Here is a 20,694-nt window from a genome sequence, read left to right as displayed (position 1 = left end):
CGGGTCCGAACGGTGTTCCACTGGTTGTGGGAGCGCAGGGTCTGCAACAGCAGATGCCTTTGGGACGCCCGCAGCATGGCGTAGGAGTTGCGGATGAAGACGGCCCTGCCGCCGGGGGGTGCTGACGCGGCCCGATGTGCAGAAGGCGGCCTTGTCGAGGGAGTCCAGCTGGGCCAGTTCCCTGGCCGGCAGTGCGAAGGCCGCGTCCCAGCCGATGGGTTCGTAGTGGTCCGAGCCGGGCCGCTTGACCATCGGCTCGGTGAGCCGGCCCTGCTGGTTGAGCCACCGGGCGGATCGTTCGGCCAGCTCGGAGACCGGGTGCTCCCGGAAGAGCCCGGCCTTGATCCGTCGTGACGTCGCCTCGTCGCTCACGTGCTCGGCGCCGTTCTCGCAGTACTCGTTGCGGTGCCGGTGAGCGGGGTCCGGTTCCGGGCAGTCGAGGCCCCTGGTCTGGTTGAGGTTGAGCAGCGTCAGCGCCGTACGGCGGACCATCGTCTGTTCCAAGGAGTACCGCAGCGCGCTGGCCAGTGGCGGCACGCCTACCGCCCGGGTCTTGGGCGGGGTGATCGAGACGTCCGTCTCCTCCGCGCCGCTCCTGCTCCTGTCCATGGGCCCCATCCGCCGCTCATCCGCCGCGCTGCCGCTCCAGTCCAGTGTCGGCACGTTCCGCGCACGGCGCGATCCGGGGCGGTCGGGCGCAAGGTGCGACCCGTGATCGGGGAGGCGCAGTGCGCCGGCGACCAGGGGCATTGCGTCCGGCAGGGTGTTGTAGCGCGCGGAGTCGTGCTCGGGCGGCCTGGGCAGCTCCCCGTCCAGGACGAGCGTGCCGTGGGCGGCGAAGATGGCCTGATCACGTACCCCCGGCACCTCTGTGTCGGCGCCGACGACCTCCTCCAGTACGTTCAGCAGCGCCCGGTCCGCGCCCTGACGGGACAGACTCTCGCGCAGCCGCCGCATGCCGGAGCAGGGAAATCCGTGCGGGCCCTGCGCTTCGCCCTCGACCGCTTCCGGCGAGCAGAGCACGGTGGCCGCGTGCCCGTCATCCTGCCGCCGGTATCCTGGGATCCGGTCCGTCAGGACCTGGAGTCCTGGGTGGCCAGGCGCCTTGTCGTTGACCATCCGGCGCTTGCCGCGCCGACTGATTCCGTGGAGACATTGGCGACCGAACTCCTGCGCAGAGGACGTCTGTTACCCGTCCTGGACGGCTTCGACGAGTTGCGCCCCGAAGTGCAGAGCGAGGCCCTGCGCCGCCTCCGAGACGGCCTGCGCCAGGACGATCCGCTCGTACTCACCAGCCGGGTGACCGAGTTCAGGTCGGCTACTGAGGAAGCCGACCTCGCACTGCCCGCCGCGGCTGCCGTACGCCTGCGGCCTCTGGCCCTGGGGGAGTTGGGGCAACTCCTGCGCCGCAGCGCACGGAATCGGGTTCGCAGAGGGACCGTATCGAGCCGGCCAGCGACCTGCCGCTGGCCTCGCCTACCGCGTGGTCGTCATTCAAAGACGATGACCTGGCGGCCGACGATGTCGCCGCGGCCGAGGGCTTCCATGTTCTCGTTGATGTCTTCGAGCTTGACTTTGGTGACGTTGTGCTTGACGAGGCCGGCTTCGGCGAGAGAGAGCACCTCGACGAGATCCATGTGGTTGCCCCAGAAGGAACCGAGGTAGGACAGTTCCATCCCCACGAAGGGGAACTGTTTGTGCTCGACGTGGTGGCTCATGAGGCCCACGGCCGCCAGTACCCCCTCCGGGCCCAGCAGGTCGAACCCCATCGAGATGGACGCGTTGCTGCCGACGCAGTCCAGGATGGCATCGAGCGTCCTGCGGCCGGTGAGCCTTTCCAGTTCGTCCTGGATGGCCCCGGTGGACTTGTCGCGGACGTTGATCCCGTAGTCCGCGCCGTTCTCCTTCGCCACGTCCAGTTTGCTGTCCTTGCGCGCGAGCGCCACCACGGTCGCGCCGCTTCCGAGCAACTTCGCGTACTGGACCCCGTAGCTGCCCAGGCCGCCGATGCCCGTGATGGCGACGATGCGGCCGGGGCCAAGCTTGCCCGTGTCCCGGATCTTCTTCATTCCTCGGTAGGGCGTCATGCCCGCGTCGGTCATCGGGGCGAGCAGCTCGGGTGCTTTCGCGGCGCTCTCTGAGACCGGAATGGCGTGGCGGGACTCCACGGCCATGTACTCGGCAAAGCCTCCGGGAGGGCCGAAACCCACCCACCTGCCGTTGCCGCTGCACAGCTGTTCGTTGCCTTCGCGGCACTGCCGACATGTGCCGTCTCCCCAACTGGGGTTCACGACGACCATGTCGCCCTCCGAGTAGCCCACCGATTTCGGTACGGCGCTGCCCAGGCCGGCTACTCGGCCTGTTACCTCGTGACCGGGGATGAAGGGGAGGTCCACGGGGAACGGGCCCTCGAAATAGCCGTCGAGGAGCTGGTAGTCGCTCCGGCACATTCCGGTCGCCGCGACCTTCAGCAGTATCTCCTCCGGCGCGGGGTCGGGCGCGGGAACCTCTTCGATTCGAAGGGGTTCTTTGTATCCGTGCATCCGGGCTGCTTGCATTTGCATAGGGGTGCCTCGCTTTCGCTGGCAAGCAACGGTGGGGCCGGTGCAGCGTCAGTGAGCGCTCATGCATCTGCGGTCACCGCGGCCGCCGCGCCGCTTCGGATATCACCAGGTTCCTGCGATTGCCGCTGCCACGCATCCGGAGGACGGAGGGCGACAAGAGGTGGCAGGCCGCGGCGGGTTGGGCACCGCGCGTGCCTCACTGATGTCTCCGGAATCCAGGTACGACCGAGCCGCCGTTCCCCGCCGAATAACAGCAGTCCGGTCGCTGACCGAAGGTCAGTCGAAATTGGGGTGCTGTCGCAGGTCCTGCCGGCAGCAGCCTGCTGCACGTCCTGCGCCGGCCGGGAGGTCGGGTGCTGTGAGCAGTGGCGGCGTGGCGCAGCGGTGCTGGCATCGTGGGTACGTCCCACAGCCAGCGGTGGCCCGGTTCCCGCCCGGAACCTACCCTTGGTGGATGGGAGTTCCAGGCTGGATACGTCGTTGTATGGCGGCGGCATAGGCGCGCTGAGGCGAGCTTGCGCCGGCGCGTGTCTCCTTCGCCGAAGGCGGCAGTGCTCGCTCCGGTGAAGCGCCAAATTGGGCAAGCCCTGCCACAGCAGCAGACCCACTGGACCGAGTAGATGCGGCCCCCGCCCGCGACGCATGTCATGGTGAGCACTGTCTCGGTCGCTGAGGGGCGCGGACCGCGTGTCCTCACTCGTGACCGATGCAGTTCAGCGGGCGTCTTGACGCCTGCCGTGCGGGGAGCACGACCAGCTGTGGGACTGGCCGCAGAGCACGAAAGCATGCCCGCGAATACGAGGGATTGTCGTGATCAAACCCTATGGTCCCTACGATTTCATGCCGCCGATCAGGAGCTTCTCGGTGACCTCGGAGTCGGTGGCCAACGGTGAGCCGCTGGCCCTGGAGCAGGTGAGCGGCATTTTGGGAGCGGGCGGATCGGACATCTCACCGCAGCTGAGCTGGTCCGGGTTTCCCGAGGAGACGCGCAGTTTCACAGTGGCGATGTTCGACCCTGACGTACCCACCGCCTCAGGCTTCTGGCATTGGGCCGTGGCCAACCTTCCGGCCTCCGTAACCGACCTACCGGCCGGAGCGGGAGACGGCAGCGATCTGCCGGACGGCGCGGTGACGCTGCCCAACGACGCCGGCTACCGAAGGTACCTCGGCCCGGCGACGCCCCCGGGCAACGGCCCGGACCGCTACTTCCTCGTGGTGCATGCCGTCGATGTCGACAAACTGCAGGTGTCTGAGACGACGACACCTGCCCTCATGGACTTCCTCCTGTTCACACACGCAATCGCGCGGGCAACCGTGTACGGCACCTTCGAGCGATGAGTGAACCGCTCCGGGATCGGTGGAGGCTCTGATGTGCCCCGGGTCTGGGTTGCATGACATGGAGCTGCCCGCCATGGGGGCAGAGGTCGCAGGCAGGGGATTCTGGCACGCAGACCACAACCATCAGGTGAAGATCAAGCTGGACCAGTGGGACCGGCCTGAGTGATCGCTCCTGGGCCGTCCCCGCGCCGTCCCTGGGCCGTCCGAGGGCGGCCAACAGCAACCGGTGACGACCAACAACGACCACGGGGGTGCGGCCGACCGCCGCGCCCTCGTAACGTGTCCGCCCAGCTAATAGTGCCCCTCCTGGCAAGCTTTGCCCCGTCGCGCACCGAACCGCCCGGGGCGACGCATCGCCCCGGGCGGGGCAGACGGGCATGCCCCGGTCACAGCCATCCGCAACGTTGCGCCTGCAGAGCCATTTGGAACCGGCTCGTGGCACCCAGCCGGGCCATCAGGATCTGCACCCGGCGGAACAGTGTGCGGCGGCTGATTCCGATCTCCCGGGCGATGACCTCGTCGCTCGCGCCCCCGGCAAGGAGCCACAGCAGGCGGCGGTCGGCGGGCAGCAGGCCGCCTGGCTGGACGGTGCGGCCGTGGAAGGGCAGTGCGTTCTGCCATGCCTGCTCGAACAGTGCCACGAGCGCGGAGAGCAGCCCGCACGGCTGCACGACCAGCATCGTGTTGTGCACATCGGCCTCCTTGATCGACAACGACACGAGCGCGTACGCGTCGTCGATGATCACGAGCTTGACCGGCACCGACGGCAGTACCCTGGCCTGTTCACCGGCCTCGATGCACGGTTCGATGACGGCCTCCAGTTGGCCCGGATGCTCCAGCGACTCCCGGGAGTACACGACACGCTGTGTCACACCGCGGGCGAGGGTGGCCAGCGCATCGTCGGTGGCGCCGGAGAGGGGGAAGTACGGCGGTGAGTCGAACTGCCGGATCTGTTCGCGGGCACTGGTCCAGGCCTGGCGCATCCTGGGACCGATGGCTTCCCCGGTGACGACTTCGACGAGATCGTTGTTGTACGCGGCGAGCCGCTGCCGCCGGAACGACTCGAACGCGCCTCCGATGGTGATGCGCGACTCGTCGAGCTCGGCCGCCCGGTGCCGGCCGAGGATCTCCAGCCCTGCGCTGGGCGGAACCGGGGCCACTACGTCCTGGCCCTCCACGGCGGCACTGGCCAGGCCTGCGTCGACCAGTTCGCCATACGCCGCGGCAAGTTCCGCGCCGTCCAAGGCTGCCGCGGCCCCGACCGCGCTCAGCGGAGCGGGCGCCAGCTCCAGCAGGGCCATATAGACCCGGCCTGCCTCGTGGTCGATCCCCAGAAGCCGAAGAGCCTCGCTGAGTTTTGCGTTCGCCATATACCGCATTATCGACGGATCCCGTGCGCTTCGGGCGGGCGGTTCGGATGCCCGGTGGCCGATCTGTGCCAGTGGCAGTCTTCGGCACCCAGTGGGCGCGACGCGGGGTACCGTCCGGGAGCCGCCGACGACCGGTGGCAGCGAGTGGGCCTGGGGCTGCACCGGGAGAGGGTTCGGCCTGTCCGAACGCGCCTCTGTGCCCCTCGCCCCTGAGGAACCCACCCAGAAGAAGGTGTATGAAGTGGCGAAAGGTCGAAAGAACGGTCTCTACCAAGGGATCTCCGAAGAGCTGTCCGCCCTGATGCGGACGGGGTGGGCGGACACCGAGCGGCACGGTCTGCAGCTCAGCGAGCAGGCTCCGTACGCGGCCCACCGCCGCGCTGCGCTCTCCGCGCGCTTCCCCGGCGAACGCCTCGTGATCCCCTCGGGGAATCTCAAGGTCCGCTCGAACGACGACACCTACCCGTTCCGGCCGTACTCGGGCTATGTGCACATGACCGGGGACCAGGCCCGGGACGGCGCGCTCGTCCTTGAACCCCGCGCGGACGGCGGCCACGACGCCTACTGCTATCAGCTGCCGCGGGACAGCAGGGACACAGACGAGTTCTGGCTCGGCTACACCGCCGAACTGTGGATGGGCCGACGCCGCTCCCTCGCCGAGTCGGAGCTCGTGCTCGGTCTGACCTGCCGAGACGTCCGAACGGCGCCTGACGATTTGGCCGCCGCCTCCGGCGCGCCGACCCGGATCGTCCGCGACATCGACCCGGCCCTGGAGGCTGCCGTCACCACCGACGAGCAGCGCGACGCCGAACTGGAAGAGGCGCTCAGCGATCTCCGCCTCGTCAAGGATGCGTGGGAGCTGGGCGAGATGCGCAAGGCCGTGGACTCCACCGTGCGCGGATTCACCGACGTCGTCGGCGAGCTCTCCCGGGCGATCGCTTCGTCCGAGCGGTGGATCGAGGGCACGTTCTTCCGCCGCGCACGCCTGGAGGGCAACTCCGTCGGCTACGGATCGATCTGCGCGGCGGGCGAGCACGCCACGATCATGCACTGGACGGAGAACGACGGCCCGGTGCGCCCCGGCGACCTGCTCCTGCTCGACGCGGGCGTGGAGACGCACACCCTCTACACCGCCGACGTCACGCGCACCCTCCCGATTAGCGGGACCTTCACGCCCGTGCAGCGCAAGGTCTATGACGCGGTGTACGAGGCCCAGGAGGCTGGCATGGCAGCCGTCAAGCCGGGCGCCCAGTACCGCGACTTCCACGAGGCGTCCCAGCGCTATCTGGCGGCGAAGCTGGTCGAGTGGGGCTTCATCGACGGCCCCGTCGACCGCGCGTACGAACTCGGCCTGCAGCGCCGCTTCACCATGGCCGGAACCGGCCACATGCTCGGCCTGGACGTCCATGACTGCGCGATGGCCCGGAACGAGGAGTACGTCGACGGCGTGTTGGAGCCGGGCATGGTGCTCACCGTCGAGCCGGGCCTGTACTTCCAGGCGGATGATCTGACCGTGCCCGAGGAATGGCGCGGCATCGGCGTCCGGATCGAGGACGACCTGGTCGTCACCGACGGCGGCCACGAGAACCTGTCGGCCGGACTGCCGCGCGCCGCGGACGAAGTCGAGGCGTGGATGGCCCAGTTCGCCGGCTGAGCGGGGCGGCGTGCGCGGTGGGCGACGTACGGCCCCGGGCGGGCGCGGCAGCGTGCGCCGTGTCCGGGGCGCGCTCCGCGTCCGCCTCGGTGCCTCGGGTGATCACCGTGAACGGCCGACCGTTGACCGGACTCGGGTTATCGAAGTGCTGGCCCAGCCGGCTCCTCATGTCCGATCCACGGTGATCGGACCCCGAAGGGACGGTGCGGGTCAAGCCCGGGGCCCGACCCGCACCATGGCTTCACCAGGGACCCGCCGCACGGGGTCAGTCCTTGAGGTGTTCCAGGATCCGGTGCATTCCGCTGTTCCAGTTCTCCTTGAGCGCCGCGACCGCCGCGTCGAGGTCGCCGCGCTGGAGGCACTCGGCGATCCGCTCGTGCTCCACCGCGGAACGTTCCAGGATGTCCTGGTCGCCCAGGGCCACCCGCTCGTAGCGGTGCATCGTCACCTTCAGGGAGGTGATCAGCTTCATCAGGCGGTCGTTCGTGCAGCCCGACAGGAGCAGGTCGTGCCACGCGTCGTCGTACCGCTCTATGACGTCGTGCGGTGCCTGCGGGGCCGAGAACGCGCGCGCCTCCTCAAGCAGCCGGGGAGCCGTCGCCGCCAGATGCTCGGGGGCACTGGACTCCAGGGCCAGCGCCTCCAGTGTCGCGACGATCGCGGACAGGTCACGGAATTCCTGCGCGCTGAGCGGTGTGAAGCGGAAGCCCTTGCCGCGCTCACTGGTGATGACGCCCTCACGCTCCAGCGTGATCAGGGCCTCGCGCAGCGGAGTACGGCTGACGCCGAGCTCGGTGGCGAGCTGTCCCTCGTTGATAGGTTCGGTGGTCGCGATCGTGCCGCGCCCGAGGCGCTTGATCAGTTCCTCCTTGACCTGTTCGCGCAGCGGGCGGTTTTCGATTGGCATGTGAGGCTGCCCTCCCCTTCGGTGCGGTCGATTATCCGCTACCGGCGGGTCACGCGGTACCGGCGCCGTCGACCGGGATGATCGCCCCGCTCAGGAACGCCGAGGCGTCCGAGGCGAGGAACGCCACGGTCTGGGCGATGTCGCGGGGCTGCCCGATGCGGCCGAGCGGACGGTCGGCGGCGTCGGCGTAGAACGCGCCGGAGCTCTCGCCGAGCTGGCGGGCCTCCTCGGCGAGCATCCCGGTCGCCGTGTCACCGGGGCAGACGCAGTTCACGCGGATGTTGTCGGGGCCGTGGTCGATGGCCATGGCGCGGGTCATGTTGACGACGGCACCCTTCGACGCGCAGTACGAGACGGCTCGGCCGCCGCCGCGGATGCCCCAGCCGGACCCGGTGTTGATGATCGAGCCGCTGCCCCGGGCGGCCATCCCCGGGATCACGAGGCGGCTCATCAGCATCACCGAGCGGATGTTCACGGCCATCACCAGGTCCCAGTCGTCCTCGGTGATCTCACAGACCGTGGAGCGGCGGATGATTCCGGCGTTGTTGAAGAGTACGTCGACGCCGCCGAACCGCTCCTGCGCCGTGTTCACGACGGCCTCGCAGTCCTCGTGCCGGGACACATCGCAGCGTACGAACGTCCCTCCGGTGTCCTTCGCCGTCTGTTCGCCGCCTTCCGTGTCGATGTCTGCGATCACCACGCGGGCGCCGAGTTCGGCGAGGACCTGGGCGGTGGCGCGGCCGATACCGGCTCCGCCACCGGTCACGAGGGCGCGCTTGCCGTCAAGAGAGATCATCTTGGGCTCCTTCTGGGACGTGGAGGTACGGGTTCAGAGGTGTCGGGTCAGGTCGCGAGCCGGTACAGCGACGTACGCCGCCTGCCGGTGATGACCGGGATGTGGCCGGAGAGTTCCGCATCGAGCGCATCGTCGCCGGTGTCGAGGAGAAGGGGGCGGCCGCCGAGCGCCGACAGTTTCTGTTCGGTGCACAGCACGAGCAGATGATCGCGGCCGCCCGCCGCGCGCAGGACCCGGGGCGAGATCTGCTGGTTGCCGCGGCCGACGAGGAAGCCCTGGCCCCCGATGGGGGAGAGCGCGATCCAGGCCGGACCGAGCGCGAGGAGGGTGTCCTCGGCGGCGTCGCGGGCCACGACGCGCGGCGGCTGACCGATGCGCAGGCTGAGCACGTCGACCCCGGTGAGGGTGACATCCGCGCCGAGCGCGGCCGCGACGGCGCGGGTGGTGCTCCCGGGGCCGAGTACCAGCAGCCCGTCGCCGACGCGCTCGGCAACGTCGGCCGCGATGCCGCCGACCGCCCCCGGCACGGTGGCGGTGCTGCCGGTCTTGCGCTGCTGTACGCGTACCGGCACGTCGGGGACGGGGAGCCAGCCGAAGAGCCGGGATGTGACGCGGCCTTCGCTCAGAGCATCCTCGTCGCGGTCCATCACCTCGGCGTCCCGCAGTCGTACGGCGCCCTTGCGGGTGACCCACGCAGCGGCGACCTCACCCGCGGCGCGCGGGCTGACGGCGAAGACGGCCGAGTGCATCTTCACACCGGTCGGCACGCCGAGGACGGGGCAGGGCGCGTCCCCGAGAGCGGCGAGCACGTCCCGCGCGGTGCCGTCGCCCCCGGCGAAGAGGAGCAGATCGACGCCCTCGGCGACGACGGCGCGCACCGCGGCTGCCGTGTCCGCAGCCGAGGTGTCCCGACCGTCCTCGGCCGCGTACACGACCCGCGCGGGAAGCCCGGCGGAGGCGGCGGAGTCGGCGCCCAGGGAGCCGGCGGCCGTCACGACGAGGATGCGGGAGCCCGGGGGTGGGCCGGCCGTGTCAGGAGGCAGCGCGCCACCGGGCCGGCCGTTGAGCGTGTCCGGCGCGGGATGCGCGGGGAGTCCGGCCATGCCGTCGCGTGCGTGGAGCGCGCCTGGGCGCGCGCCGTCCGGGACGTCGGACGGGGCATGCGCCGCGCCTGCTGACCTATCTCGGCGCCCGCCCGGGATACGGGTCGCCGAATTGGCGCGCACGTTCACCTGTTCGCCTGGGCCGGGGTCGCCGGGCACTTGGTGGGGGCGCCCCGACACCGTCAACTCGCCCAATCGCAGAACCAGTTCACCCAGCGCGGCCACCGCGCGCACCCCGGCCAGAGGGCGCGCCCCCAGTGAGAGTGCCACGCGGGGGCGCTCCGGGCCGTCGGTGCCGCCGAGGCCGACCCGGCCACCGAGGCCGGCGACCGGGTTGACCACCAGGCCGATCCTGGGCAGCCGGGTCAACGGGTCGCCTCGCCGAGAACCTTGCGACGGTAGGCGCGCCAGGAGACCGCCCAGGTCGCAGGGTCGTCGAGGGCCTCGGGGCGTACGCGGTGGATGGTCGAGCGGTGCGGCGCCGTGCGCACGGTCTCCGGGTCCTCGTAGGCCTCGCGGGCGATCTCCGCGAGGATCGCCGCGTACTCGTCGAGGTCGGCGCGCGTGTAGGACTCGGTCGGCTCCAGCGTCATGGGTTCGGGCACGACGTACGGGTGGTGGCTCGTCCAGTAGTGGGTGCCGAAGTCCGCGGCGCGCAGGCCGATGTCCTCGGAGTGCAGTCCGGTGTCCTCGTGAAGCTTCTCCCAGCTGTAGCGGACCTGCTCGACGCGCGGGCGCCCGGCCGCGTAGGGGATCGAGACGCCGGGGATCTGCCGGACCTTGTGGAGGAGGTAGTTGTTGTTCAGGACCGCCGTCTCGGCGGCGGCCCGCAGACCCTCCGCGCCGAGCGACATGATCCACGCGTAGGCGCGGACCAGGTTCGGCACGACCCCGTAGAACGGCCGCATCTTGCCGACCGACTCGGGCCGGTCGTCGTCAAGCCGGTAGGCGGACCCGTCGAACTCGACCGTGGGGCGCGGCAGATACGGGGCGAGGTCCGCGGTGACCGCGCACGCGCCGGCCGCCGGACCGCCGCACGCGTGCGGTGTCGAGAACGTCTTGTGCAGGTTGAAGTGGCACAGGTCGAAGCCTGCGTCCCGCGCCCGCGTGATGCCGAGGATGCCGTTGGCGTTGGCCTGGTCGTACGAGCACAGTCCGCCCGCCTCGTGCACGATCCGTACGAAGTCCTCGATGCGCGGGTTGTAGATGCCCGTGTCTTCGGGGTTGGTGATGAGGAGGGCCGCCGTGCGCGGGCCGACCGCCGCCTTGAGGGCTTCGATGTCCGGGTAGCCGTCGGCGTCCGGGTGGAGGGTGATGACCTTGAAGCCGGCCGTCTTCGCACAGGCCGCGTTCGAGGGGTGGGAGAAGATCGTCGTGATCACCTCGTCGCGCTGCTCCAGCTCGCCGCGCGCGGCGAAGTAGGCGCGGATCATGGCGACGTTCGTGTAGATCGCCGCGGAGCCCGCGCCCGGTTGGAGCGAGACCCGGTCCATGCCGGAGATCTCCTTCAGGAGCTGCTCGAGGCTGTGAATGATCCCGAGGACGCCCTGCACGGTGTCCTCGTCCTGGAGCGGATGCAGCGCGGCGATCCGTGGGTCGCGGACGAACTGGTCGTTGACCTTGGGGCTGTACTTCATGGTGCAGGTGCCCTGGCCGACGTCTATGTTGAGGTCCGCGCCCAGGTTTTCCTGCGACAGGCGCAAGTAGTGGCGCAGGACCTGCTGTTGGGACATTTCCGGCAGGGCGGGCGGCTTCGCACGGCGCAGTGCGGCGGGTATCTCGACCTGGTCGACCGACGGGTCGGCCGCCGGTACGAGAATGCCTCGTTCGCCCGGCGAACCCAGCTCGAAGATCAGTTTCTCGTCCCAGGAGGCCTGCTGGAAACGGCGGAGGCGCGGCTTGTCGGCGACGCGGGCCTCCTCGGGGGAGACGGACACGGGTGCGTGCGGGGCGCTCACTTGACGATCTCCTCGAGGGTCGCGGCGAGTCGGTCGATGTCGGCCTTGGTGTGGACTTCGGTCACGCAGTACGCGGCCTCGTGCGCGCCGGTCGGTGTGCCGCCGAAGATGCCCCGTTCCTTGAGGTCGGCACGGATCTCGGCGGCGGTCCTGTTGCCCGTGTAGCGGACGGTGAAGTCGGCGAAGTGCAGGGCGTCGCCGTAGGGGACCTCGATGCCGGGCACCTCGGCGAGGCGTCGGCGGGCGTACGCGGTGAGCGCGAGGATCGTGTCGCCGATCTCCCGCATGCCCTGCGGTCCCATCAGCGCGAGATAGACCCCGGCGCCGATGCCGTGCAGCGCGGCGGCCGTGCCGACCCACTCCTTGCCCTCCTCGCGCAGTGCGAACGACGTCCGCTCGTAGGCGACGTCACCGAAGCCGTACTCGCCCTCGACGGTCGTCGGCACGAGACCGAACAGGCGTGACGGGTACTCGGCGACCAGCGTCTCCTCGTCCCGTGTGGCGATGAAGCCCGCGTTGCCGCCGCCGAAGCTCTGGTGGAGGCCGAGCGGCTGGATGTCGCCGCACGCGATGTCCGCGCCGTACGCGGAGGGCGGTGCGAGCACGCCGAGCGTGAGCGGATTGCAGCCCACGATGTACAACGCTCCGGACTCATGCGCGAGTTCGGCGAGACGGGGTAGCGCCTCGTCGACGATGCCGAGCGCGGAGGGCGAGTCCGCGTACACGGCGGCCGTGTCGCCGGCGGCGAGCGCGGCGCGTACGGCGTCGAGGTCGGCGCAGCCGGTGTCCGGGTCGACGGGCACGACCGTCACGTCGTGGTCGGGGCGTACGTAGTCGCGTATCCGGGAGAGCTTGTCGTCGTCGACGGCCGTGGCGACGACAATCCGGCGGCGGCCCGTGATCCGGCCGGCCATCCGCAGCGCGGTTCCCGAGGCCTGAAAGCCGTCGTACACCGGGACGTTGACGACCTCCACATCGAGCAGCTCGGCCATCATCGACTGGTACTCCCACAGTGCCTGGAACCGGCCGTGGTCCTCGTAGGGCTCGCCCGCGTACGCCGTGAGGAACTCGCTGCGGTTGACCACCTCGTCCACGACCGCCGGTACGTGGTGCTGGTAGCAGCCGGATCCGAGGAAGCTGAGCACCTGCCGAGTCGAGGTGTTGCGGCCGAGCAACTCATCCATGTGGCGCGTGAGTTCGGTCTCCGAGCGCAGCGGGCTCGGCAGGTCGAGGGGGCGGTGCAGCCGGATGGAGTCCGGGATGTCGGCGTAGAAGTCCTCGACGCTTGCCGCTCCGATCTCATTGAGCATTGCCTGCCGCACGGCGGGGACCGCGTTCGGGATGTAGGGGTGGACGTAGGAGGGGGCGGATTCCTGGGGTGACGTCATGCCGCGCCTTTCGCGTGAGCCGACGGAAATCTGAACCACAGCAGCAAAAGTCTTTGGGTGTACGCCTCTTGACGGCGGGCTCCGTCATTCAGTGTTCTGAATACAGCATTAGGCATTCAGGCTCCAGGAGGCAAGAGTGTCAACGAGACCCACCCGAAGGGTTGTTCTGGCCACAGGTCTGGCAACCGCAGCAACGTCCCTGGTCAGCGCATGTGCCATGGGTGGTGCGGGCGGCGGAGGCGCCCGCGGCATCAGCGGCAAGGAGGGTGACAAGAAGGGCAAGGTCAGCGGAAAGATCACGGTCTGGTCGTGGGACGTGGCCGCCAAGGCCATGAAGCGTCTGGCCCACACCTTCGAGGAGCGCCACCCCGGCACCACCGTCGATGTCGTCGACATCGGATACGACAACGCCTATGACAAGATCACCGTCGGCCTGCGCGGCGGCTCGGGCCTCGCCGACGTCCTCACGGTCGAGGGCAGCTACATGCCGCGCTACACAGGTAACTTCCCGAGCGGCTTCTACGACCTGACGAGCCTCGGCGGCCGCTACGGCGGCGACTTCGACCGCGCCGCATGGCGCACCGTCACCGGCAAGGGGGGCGCCGTCCTTGCCCTGCCCTGGGACATCGGCCCCTGCGCGCTCTATTACCGAACGGACCACTTCCGCGCCGCCGGAGTCGATCCCAAGTCTCTGCTGACCTGGGACGACTACGTGGCGGCGGGTGTACGGATCAAGAAGGCCACCGGCCGCAAGCTGCTCATCACGGACTCCACCGACGCGGGCATCCTGCCGATGCTGCTCCAGCAGCAGGGGCAGTCCTACTTCAAGGGCGGCCGGGTCGCCGTCGACACCCCCGAGGCCGTGCAGGCCATGACGCTGATGAAGACCCTGCACGACAAGGGACTCGTCGACTACGAGAAAGGCTGGGACGGCCTCGTCACCGGCACCAAGGAGGGCAAGGCCAGCACCACGCCCACCGCCGCCTGGTGGACGGGCACGCTCACCGAGGAGATGCCCGAGCTGAAGGGGAAGTTCGGGGTGGTGCCCCTGCCCGGGTTCACCGCCGACGGCATCCGCACCTCGAACATCGGCGGCTCCACTCTCTGTGTTCCCGCGCAGAGCAAGAACCCACGCCTGGCCTGGGCGTTCATCGAGTTCCTGCTCACGGGCAAGGCGAACCAGGTTTCCATGCTGAAGCGCGAGGGCCTGTTCCCGGCGTATCTGCCCGCGCTCGACGACCCATATCTGAGCGCGAAACAGGAGTACTTCGGCGGCCAGGCGGCCCTCGACGTGTTCGCCCGGCTCGCCCGCAACATCCCGCCGGTCGAGAACAACAAGGACGACGCGAAGGCAACCGACATCATGATCTCCGCAGTCAACGGTGTGATGCTGCGAGGCAAGGACCCGCGCGCCACGCTGAGTTCGGCGGCGCGGCAGATCGCCGCGGCTACCGGCCGCGAGAGGGTGAAGTAGCCCGATGGCCGTCCACACCACCCACGACCGGCCGGTCGCACCCGCCCGTGCCCCCGCGGCCACCCGCCGCCGGCGCCCGCGTCCCGTCGCCTGGATCTTCGCCGGACCGGCCGCCGCCCTCTTCGCGCTCTTCTTCGTCTATCCGCTCGGCGCGAGCCTCCTGCAGAGCTTCACCACCGAGGACTCGGGCGCCACCCGCTGGGTCGGCCTCGACCAGTACCGGCGCATGATCCACGACCCCGCCTTCGTGGAGTCCCTGCTCAACACGGGGATCATCCTCGTCGTCCAGGTCCCGGTGATGATCGGCCTTGCCCTCGTCCTCGCTGTCCTCCTCAACCAGTCCTGGCTGCGCTTCCGTGGCACCTGGCGCGCGGTCCACTTCCTGCCCGCCGTCACCACACTCGTCGCGTACGCCGTCGTCTTCCAAGTCCTCCTCAAGACCGACGGCGGCCTCGTCAACCAGATGCTCGGCGCCGTCGGCATCGGCCCGATCGACTGGCTCAACAGCCCCACCTGGGCCCGTGTCTCCCTGATCGCGTCCCTGACCTGGCGCTGGACCGGCTACAACGCCGTCATTCTCCTCGCCGGGCTCCAGGCCATCGGGAAGGAGCAGTACGAGGCCGCAGACATCGATGGCTCCGGCACCCTCTCCACGTACACGCGCGTGATCCTGCCGCAGCTGCGTCCGATCGTCCTGTTCTGCGTGATCACCTCCACCATCGGCACGCTCCAGCTCTTCGACGAGAACTACGTCCTCACGCGCGGCGGACCCGACGACGCGACGCTCACCCCGGTTGTCTACCTCTACAAAGTCGGCTTCCAGCAGCTCGACTTCGGCTACGCCGCCGCCATCGCCTGGGTCGTCGTGGCCCTCATCGCCGCGGTCTCCGCCCTCCAGTACGTCGTCTTCGGAAGGGAGCGCCGCCGGTGACCGCCCTCCAGCAGGCCCCTGTACGCGTCCACCCCGCCCGGCGCGTCGGCCGCTACGCCGTGCGTCTGTTCCTTGCGGCGGGCGCCGCTGTCAGCCTCGTGCCGTTCCTGTGGATGGCGATCGCCGCGACGCACTCCACCTCCGAACTGTTCCACTCGCCGCCACCGGTCCTGCCCGGCGGACGCCTGCTCGACAACCTCGCACGGCTCCAGGACACCATCGGCTTCGGCCGTGTCCTCCTCAACAGCCTCGGCATCGCCGTCGTGCACACCGCGCTCAGCTCGCTGATCTCCGCCATGTGCGGCTACGGGCTCGCCAAGTACCGCTTCCGCGGCCGGGGTCTGCTGCTCGGTGCCGTACTCACCACCATGATGATCCCGTTCCAGGTGCTGCTCGTGCCGCTGTTCCAGATGATGGCGAGCGTCGGCTGGATCGACTCCTACCAAGCCGTGGTCCTGCCGTTCCTTGCCAACTCCTTCGGCATCCTGCTGATGCGACAGGGCTTCGTCGACTTCCCCGACGAGCTCATCGAATCGGCCCGCATCGACGGATCCGGCGAGCTGCGCACCTTCTACCAGGTTGTGCTGCCGTGCGTGCGCCCACAGCTCGGCGCCCTGGTCATCTTCACGTTCATGGCGCAGTGGAACAGCTTCATCTGGCCGCTGCTCATGCTCAATTCCGAGGACAAATACACCGTGCCCGTCGCGCTCAACACCCTCACGGGGCTCTCCCATGTCGACTACTCGGGCCTGATGCTCGGCTCGCTGCTTGCGACGCTGCCCCTCATGGCCCTGTTCCTGGTGTTCCAGCGGCAGTTCGTGGCCGGACTGCTCGGCGGGGCGGTCAAGGGATGAGCCGCCTGACCCGGGTACCGGGCGTCCTCTATGGCGGTGACTACAACCCCGAGCAGTGGCCCGAGAGCGTCTGGGCCGAGGACGCCGAGCTGATGCGCGAGGCCGGCGTCACCATGGTGACCGTCGGCGTCTTCTCCTGGGCGAGACTCCAGCCCGGCCCGGACACCTGGGACTTCGCCTGGTTCGACCGGCTCCTCGACCTGCTGCACGCCCACGGTGTCGCCGTCGACCTGGCCACCGCGACCGCGTCACCCCCCGCCTGGCTCGTGCGCGCCCACCCCGAGATCCTGCCGGTCACGGCCGACGGCGTACGTCTCGAATTCGGCTCGCGCCAGCACTATTGCCCGTCCTCGCCCGTGTACCGCGCCGCCGCCGTGCGTCTGACCCGCACCCTCGTCGAACGCTACGCACACCACCCGGCGGTCGCCCTGTGGCACATCCACAACGAGTACGGGGACCATGTCACCGAGTGCTTCTGCGCCCGCTCCGCCGATCACTTCCGTACCTGGCTCACTGACCGCTACGGCACGATCGACTCCCTCAACCACGCCTGGGGCACGGCCTTCTGGTCGCAGCGCTACGGCACATACGCCGAGATCGAACCCCCGCGCACCGCGCCCGGACCGGTCAACCCGACCCAGCTCCTCGACTGGCGGCGGTTCTGCTCCGACGCCCTTCTGGACTGCCACCGCGCCGAGCGCGGCGTCCTGAGCGAGCTGAGTCCGGACATCCCGGCCACCACCAACTTCATGTCGATGTTCAAGTCACTCGACTACTGGAAGTGGGCCGAGCACGAGGACCTCGTCTCCGACGACGCCTACCCGGACCCCGCCGACCCACGCGCTCACGTCGACGCCGCCCTCAACTACGACCTCATGCGCTCGCTCAAGGGCGGCCGCCCCTGGCTGCTCCTCGAACAGGCGCCGTCCGCGGTCAGCTGGCGCCCGGTCAACCTCCCCAAGAAGTCCGGCCTGCAACGCCTCTGGTCCCTCCAAGCCCTGGCCCGCGGCGCTGACGGCATCATGTACTTCCAGTGGCGTGCCTCCCGCGCGGGCGCCGAAAAATACCACAGCGCACTGTTCCCGCACCGCGGCACAGACTCCCGCGGCTGGCGTGAGACCGTCCGCTTCGGCACCGAACTCGGCCGGCTCGGCGAGGTCACCGGCGCCACCACCCCCGCGGACGTGGCGATCGTTCTCGACTGGGACTCCTGGTGGGCCCTCGAGGCCGACGACCACCCCTCGGCCCGCATGCGCTGGCGCGACCTCCTGCGCCCCTGGTATGCGGCGCTGCACGCCCGCGCAGTCACCGCCGAGTTCGTGCCCCCGCACGCCGACCTCGACGGCTACCGGGCAGTTCTCGCGCCCAACCTCCACCTGCTGCGCCCCGAGAACGCCGAACGCATCGCCGCGTACGTCCGGCGAGGGGGCCACTTCGTGTGCGGACCCTTCAGTGGCGTCGTCGACGGTGTCGATCACATCCACGACGGGGGCGCGCCCGGACCGCTGAGGGACGTACTCGGTGTGAGCGTCGACGAGTTCTGGCCGATCCCCGACGGCGAGGCGGTGCAGCTGGCCTCCGGCGCCGAGGCCACCCTGTGGAGCGAGTGGATCGAGACCGAGAGCCCGGAGACCGAGGTCGTCGACGCGTACGCGGCCGGAGAGCTGACCGGCCGCCCCGCCGTCACCCGGCACCCCTACGGCAGCGGCACTGCCTGGTACGCGAGTGCCCACCTCGGCCACGGCATCGGCGCCGTGCTCGACGCAGCCCTGCGGGAGGCCGGTGTGCGGCCCGTGCTCGACGTCCCCGAGGGGGTCGAGGCGACCGTCCGGACCGGCGAGCAGGGCACGTACCTCTTCGTCCTCAACCACACGGACCACGACACACAGACGCCATTGACCGGCGCCTACGCCGCAGGCGGCACCGATCTGCTCACCGGGACGACCGTCCGTGACCACGTACGCCTCGGCTCGCTCGGTGCCGCGGTCCTGCGCATCGCCACCGACTCCCTGGGAGGGACCCAGAAGTGACCGGAAACCGGCCCCTGAGAGCTCTGACCGCACTCCTGCTTGCCGGTGGCGCCCTCGCCGTGCCGCAAGCGGCCTCCGCCCATGAGCACCCGGCGCCGGCGTCCCCGTACGCCGACGTGCTCGACCTGCACGGAACCCCGGCCGCAGCCCTGCCCGGCGATGACGAGGACAACAACCCTGTCACCGTTTTCGCCGACCAAGGGGCCTGGCATGCCTACGCCCTGCCGAAAGCCGGTGACCAGGACGCATACGGCGGCTTCTCCGGGCCCCTCTACATCGCCCAGGAATACCCCTGGTGGCTCAGTAAGTCCTTCAGCCGTATCCGCCTCACCGAAAATGGCCGCGCTCTCGACCTGGCCGGCGGCGGCACACCCCGGTTCACGTCATTGCCTGGCCGGCTCGTCCAGTCGTACGACCTCGGCCACGGACTGCGCCTCACCCTCGAGCTCCGCTTCGCGACCGACCGCAGCGCCCTGGTGCGCGCCCAGGTCCGTAATACCGGCTCGGCGCCCCGCACGCTGGGCGCCGACTGGACGGGCAGCCTGCTGCGGCCCGCCGACAGACCGATGCGCGACGCGCCCTCGCTGACCGCCACCCGCTCGGGCGTCGGCGTCGACTTCGCCAAGGTCCGTGAGACCTGGAACTACCTCACCGACGGCACGGAACGCTTCGAGGTCACCCACAAGGACCGCGTCCGCACCACAGTGGACGGCGACACGTACCGCACCGAGGCCACCGAGCCGGTGACCCTCGCACCGGGTCGCTCGCACAGCTTCGACTGGACCGAGTCCTACACCTTCACCGCCGCCGAAAGGACCCGCGAGAAGGCGACGGTCCGGGGCGTCCTCGACCACCCGGCGTCGGTCGTCTCGGCGAGCGACGCACGCTGGCACGGCTACGTCGCCGGAGTGACCCGGAACGTGCCCGCGGACCGGCGGCGCGCCGCCGTGAAGTCCCTGGAGACCCTGGTCACCAACTGGCGCAGCGCGGCAGGGCAGATCAAGCACGACGGGATCACGCCGTCGATCTCCTACAAGTGGTTCACCGGCGGTATCTGGGCCTGGGACACCTGGAAGCAGGCCGTGGGCACGGCCCGCTTCGCGCCCAGTCTGGCCGAGTCACAGATCCGCTCCATGTTCGACTGGCAGATCACGTCGGACTCCGCGACGCGCCCGCAGGACGCCGGGATGATCCCCGACGTCATCTTCTACAACGCCCCCTCGCGCGGCGGCGGCAACTGGAACGAGCGCAACTCCAAGCCCCCGCTGGCCGCCTGGGCCGTGTGGGAGGTGTACGCGAAGACGGGCGACAAGGCCTTCCTTCGTGAGATGTACCCGAAGCTCGTTGCCTACCAGGCCTGGTGGTACCGCAACCGCGACCACGACCACAACGGCCTCGCCGAGTACGGTGCCACCGTCGACCCCGCCAACAACTCGCCCGAGGAACGACGCCTTGCCGCTGCCTGGGAGAGCGGCATGGACAACGCGCCCCGCTTCGACGCCGCCCTCGGCGCGAACGTTGTCGCCAACCGCGCGGCCGACGGAACACTCCTCGGCTACTCCCTCAACCAGGAGTCCGTCGACCTGAACTCCTATCTCGCCGCTGACCAGGGCCACTTGGCGCGCATCGCGGGAGCTCTCGGCCGCGGTGCCGACGCCGAGCGGTGGAAGCGGCGGTCCGCCGCGACCTCCTCCGCCGTCCGCACGACGATGTACGACCCTACCGACGGCTGGTTCCACGACACCGCGCTGGGCAGCGGCGCGCCGCTCACGGCCCGCGGCCGCGGCATCGAGGGCGCGGTCCCGCTGTGGACCGGCACCGCGTCCGGGGCGCAGGCCCGCGCCGTGCGCGACAAGCTGATGGACCCGGGGGAGTTCGCGACGACCGTCCCGTTCCCGACCGTGTCGAAGAGCTCCCCCTACTTCTCGCCGACGGCGTACTGGCGCGGCCCCGTGTGGTTCGACCAGGCGTACTTCGCCCTCGGCGGCCTGCGCCGCTACGGCTACGTCAAGGAAGCGAACGCCCTGACGGATCGACTCCTCACCCAGGCGTCGGGCCTCACGGGCAATGGGCCGATCATGGAGAACTACGACCCGACGACGGGAGCCCCGCTCAACTCGCCCCACTTCAGCTGGTCGGCGGCTCTGCTGCTGCCGATGCTGACACGGGACAAGCCGTAGTCCCGCATCAGGCACGTTCACCCGGGACGTGAGCATCGCGATCAAGCAGACGCTCGGCCGAAACCACCCGAAGATCCCGTCCCACAGACGGCAGGTCGCTGGACGTGGCTGATCAGCACCGCGCACACCGAGCCGAGGCATACCCGA

Annotated in this window: 15 protein-coding genes and 1 pseudogene; 7 read left to right on the top strand and 9 right to left on the bottom strand. The window is 69.7% G+C overall.

Translation table 11 applies throughout. The features are described from left to right. Positions 1-120 precede the first annotated feature (120 nt). The 3 genes and pseudogenes from ACIBB8_RS18230 to ACIBB8_RS18220 form a co-directional block, all read right to left on the bottom strand. A pseudogene (locus tag ACIBB8_RS18230) lies at positions 121-609 on the bottom strand (hypothetical protein); the annotation flags it as partial. A gap of 579 nt (positions 610-1,188) precedes the next feature. After that, entirely contained in the window at positions 1,189-1,398 is a 210-nt protein-coding gene (locus tag ACIBB8_RS18225; RefSeq protein WP_398953223.1) for a hypothetical protein, read from the bottom strand. Positions 1,399-1,490: 92 nt separating this feature from the next. Further along, positions 1,491-2,543: an NAD(P)-dependent alcohol dehydrogenase gene (locus tag ACIBB8_RS18220; protein ID WP_398953220.1), complete on the bottom strand. Its 1,053-nt coding sequence runs from the start codon at positions 2,541-2,543 to the stop codon at positions 1,491-1,493. Between the two features lie 861 nt (positions 2,544-3,404). Here ACIBB8_RS18220 and ACIBB8_RS18215 point away from each other — a divergent pair. Further along, on the top strand, positions 3,405-3,902 hold the full coding sequence (locus tag ACIBB8_RS18215; protein WP_398953218.1) for a YbhB/YbcL family Raf kinase inhibitor-like protein: 498 nt from the start codon (positions 3,405-3,407) through the stop codon (positions 3,900-3,902). A 386-nt stretch (positions 3,903-4,288) separates the two neighbouring features. Here the strand turns inward: ACIBB8_RS18215 and ACIBB8_RS18210 are convergent, their stop codons facing one another. Beyond that, entirely contained in the window at positions 4,289-5,272 is a 984-nt protein-coding gene (locus ACIBB8_RS18210; RefSeq protein ID WP_398953216.1) for a LuxR family transcriptional regulator, read from the bottom strand. Positions 5,273-5,513: 241 nt separating this feature from the next. On the opposite strand from ACIBB8_RS18210, the gene ACIBB8_RS18205 reads away from it, so the two are divergent. Next, the gene (locus tag ACIBB8_RS18205; RefSeq protein WP_398953214.1) at positions 5,514-6,926 is read left to right on the top strand and encodes an aminopeptidase P family protein; all 1,413 of its coding nucleotides are present in this window, start codon (positions 5,514-5,516) and stop codon (positions 6,924-6,926) included. Positions 6,927-7,191: 265 nt separating this feature from the next. Here the strand turns inward: ACIBB8_RS18205 and ACIBB8_RS18200 are convergent, their stop codons facing one another. The 5 genes from ACIBB8_RS18200 to gcvPA are packed head-to-tail and all read right to left on the bottom strand — an operon-like array spanning position 7,192 to position 13,078. Next, on the bottom strand, positions 7,192-7,833 hold the full coding sequence (locus ACIBB8_RS18200; protein ID WP_398953212.1) for a GntR family transcriptional regulator: 642 nt from the start codon (positions 7,831-7,833) through the stop codon (positions 7,192-7,194). 49 nt (positions 7,834-7,882) lie between these two features. Further along, positions 7,883-8,629 (bottom strand): SDR family NAD(P)-dependent oxidoreductase, encoded by a 747-nt coding sequence (locus tag ACIBB8_RS18195; RefSeq protein WP_398953210.1) that lies wholly within the window; start codon positions 8,627-8,629, stop codon positions 7,883-7,885. A gap of 47 nt (positions 8,630-8,676) precedes the next feature. After that, positions 8,677-10,101, bottom strand: a complete 1,425-nt coding sequence (locus ACIBB8_RS18190) for an ATP-NAD kinase family protein (RefSeq protein WP_398953208.1) — start codon at positions 10,099-10,101, stop codon at positions 8,677-8,679. After that, complete coding sequence (gcvPB, locus tag ACIBB8_RS18185; RefSeq protein WP_398953206.1) at positions 10,098-11,690, bottom strand: aminomethyl-transferring glycine dehydrogenase subunit GcvPB; 1,593 nt, start codon at positions 11,688-11,690, stop codon at positions 10,098-10,100. Before gcvPB ends, ACIBB8_RS18190 begins: the two co-directional genes overlap by 4 nt. Beyond that, positions 11,687-13,078 carry an aminomethyl-transferring glycine dehydrogenase subunit GcvPA gene (gene gcvPA, locus ACIBB8_RS18180; RefSeq protein ID WP_398953203.1) on the bottom strand — a complete coding sequence of 464 codons (1,392 nt, stop codon included), beginning with the start codon at positions 13,076-13,078 and terminating at the stop codon, positions 11,687-11,689. Before gcvPA ends, gcvPB begins: the two co-directional genes overlap by 4 nt. A 217-nt stretch (positions 13,079-13,295) precedes the next feature. Between gcvPA and ACIBB8_RS18175 the strand changes: the two genes are divergently transcribed. Genes ACIBB8_RS18175 through ACIBB8_RS18155 form a run of 5 tightly spaced genes read left to right on the top strand, consistent with a single transcriptional unit; the run spans position 13,296 to position 20,547 of the window. Then, complete coding sequence (locus ACIBB8_RS18175) at positions 13,296-14,552, top strand: ABC transporter substrate-binding protein (protein ID WP_398953201.1); 1,257 nt, start codon at positions 13,296-13,298, stop codon at positions 14,550-14,552. 4 nt (positions 14,553-14,556) lie between these two features. Continuing rightward, positions 14,557-15,483: a carbohydrate ABC transporter permease gene (locus ACIBB8_RS18170; RefSeq protein WP_398953199.1), complete on the top strand. Its 927-nt coding sequence runs from the start codon at positions 14,557-14,559 to the stop codon at positions 15,481-15,483. Beyond that, positions 15,480-16,337: a carbohydrate ABC transporter permease gene (locus ACIBB8_RS18165; protein WP_398953197.1), complete on the top strand. Its 858-nt coding sequence runs from the start codon at positions 15,480-15,482 to the stop codon at positions 16,335-16,337. The genes ACIBB8_RS18170 and ACIBB8_RS18165 overlap by 4 nt, the downstream gene beginning before the upstream one ends. Next, a complete protein-coding gene (locus ACIBB8_RS18160; protein ID WP_398953195.1) occupies positions 16,334-18,367 on the top strand; it encodes a beta-galactosidase in 2,034 nt (677 codons plus the stop codon). The genes ACIBB8_RS18165 and ACIBB8_RS18160 overlap by 4 nt, the downstream gene beginning before the upstream one ends. After that, positions 18,364-20,547: an MGH1-like glycoside hydrolase domain-containing protein gene (locus tag ACIBB8_RS18155; protein WP_398953193.1), complete on the top strand. Its 2,184-nt coding sequence runs from the start codon at positions 18,364-18,366 to the stop codon at positions 20,545-20,547. The genes ACIBB8_RS18160 and ACIBB8_RS18155 overlap by 4 nt, the downstream gene beginning before the upstream one ends. The last annotated feature ends 147 nt before the right edge of the window (positions 20,548-20,694 follow it).

This window comes from Streptomyces sp. NPDC051286, assembly GCF_044455345.1.
In the GTDB taxonomy this organism is placed as follows: Bacteria; Actinomycetota; Actinomycetes; order Streptomycetales; family Streptomycetaceae; genus Streptomyces.
The sequence above is the reverse complement of the archived record's forward strand: the minus strand, read 5'-3'. Positions and strand labels throughout refer to the sequence as shown.

Coding starts and splice junctions, on each gene's coding strand:
- ACIBB8_RS18220 (WP_398953220.1), bottom strand. CDS start 2,543: ATGCACGGATACAAAGAACCCCTTCGAATCGAAGAGGTTCCCGCGCCC.
- ACIBB8_RS18215 (WP_398953218.1), top strand. CDS start 3,405: ATGCCGCCGATCAGGAGCTTCTCGGTGACCTCGGAGTCGGTGGCCAAC.
- ACIBB8_RS18210 (WP_398953216.1), bottom strand. CDS start 5,272: ATGGCGAACGCAAAACTCAGCGAGGCTCTTCGGCTTCTGGGGATCGAC.
- ACIBB8_RS18200 (WP_398953212.1), bottom strand. CDS start 7,833: ATGCCAATCGAAAACCGCCCGCTGCGCGAACAGGTCAAGGAGGAACTG.
- ACIBB8_RS18195 (WP_398953210.1), bottom strand. CDS start 8,629: ATGATCTCTCTTGACGGCAAGCGCGCCCTCGTGACCGGTGGCGGAGCC.
- gcvPA (WP_398953203.1), bottom strand. CDS start 13,078: ATGACGTCACCCCAGGAATCCGCCCCCTCCTACGTCCACCCCTACATC.
- ACIBB8_RS18175 (WP_398953201.1), top strand. CDS start 13,296: ATGGGTGGTGCGGGCGGCGGAGGCGCCCGCGGCATCAGCGGCAAGGAG.
- ACIBB8_RS18170 (WP_398953199.1), top strand. CDS start 14,557: ATGGCCGTCCACACCACCCACGACCGGCCGGTCGCACCCGCCCGTGCC.
- ACIBB8_RS18160 (WP_398953195.1), top strand. CDS start 16,334: ATGAGCCGCCTGACCCGGGTACCGGGCGTCCTCTATGGCGGTGACTAC.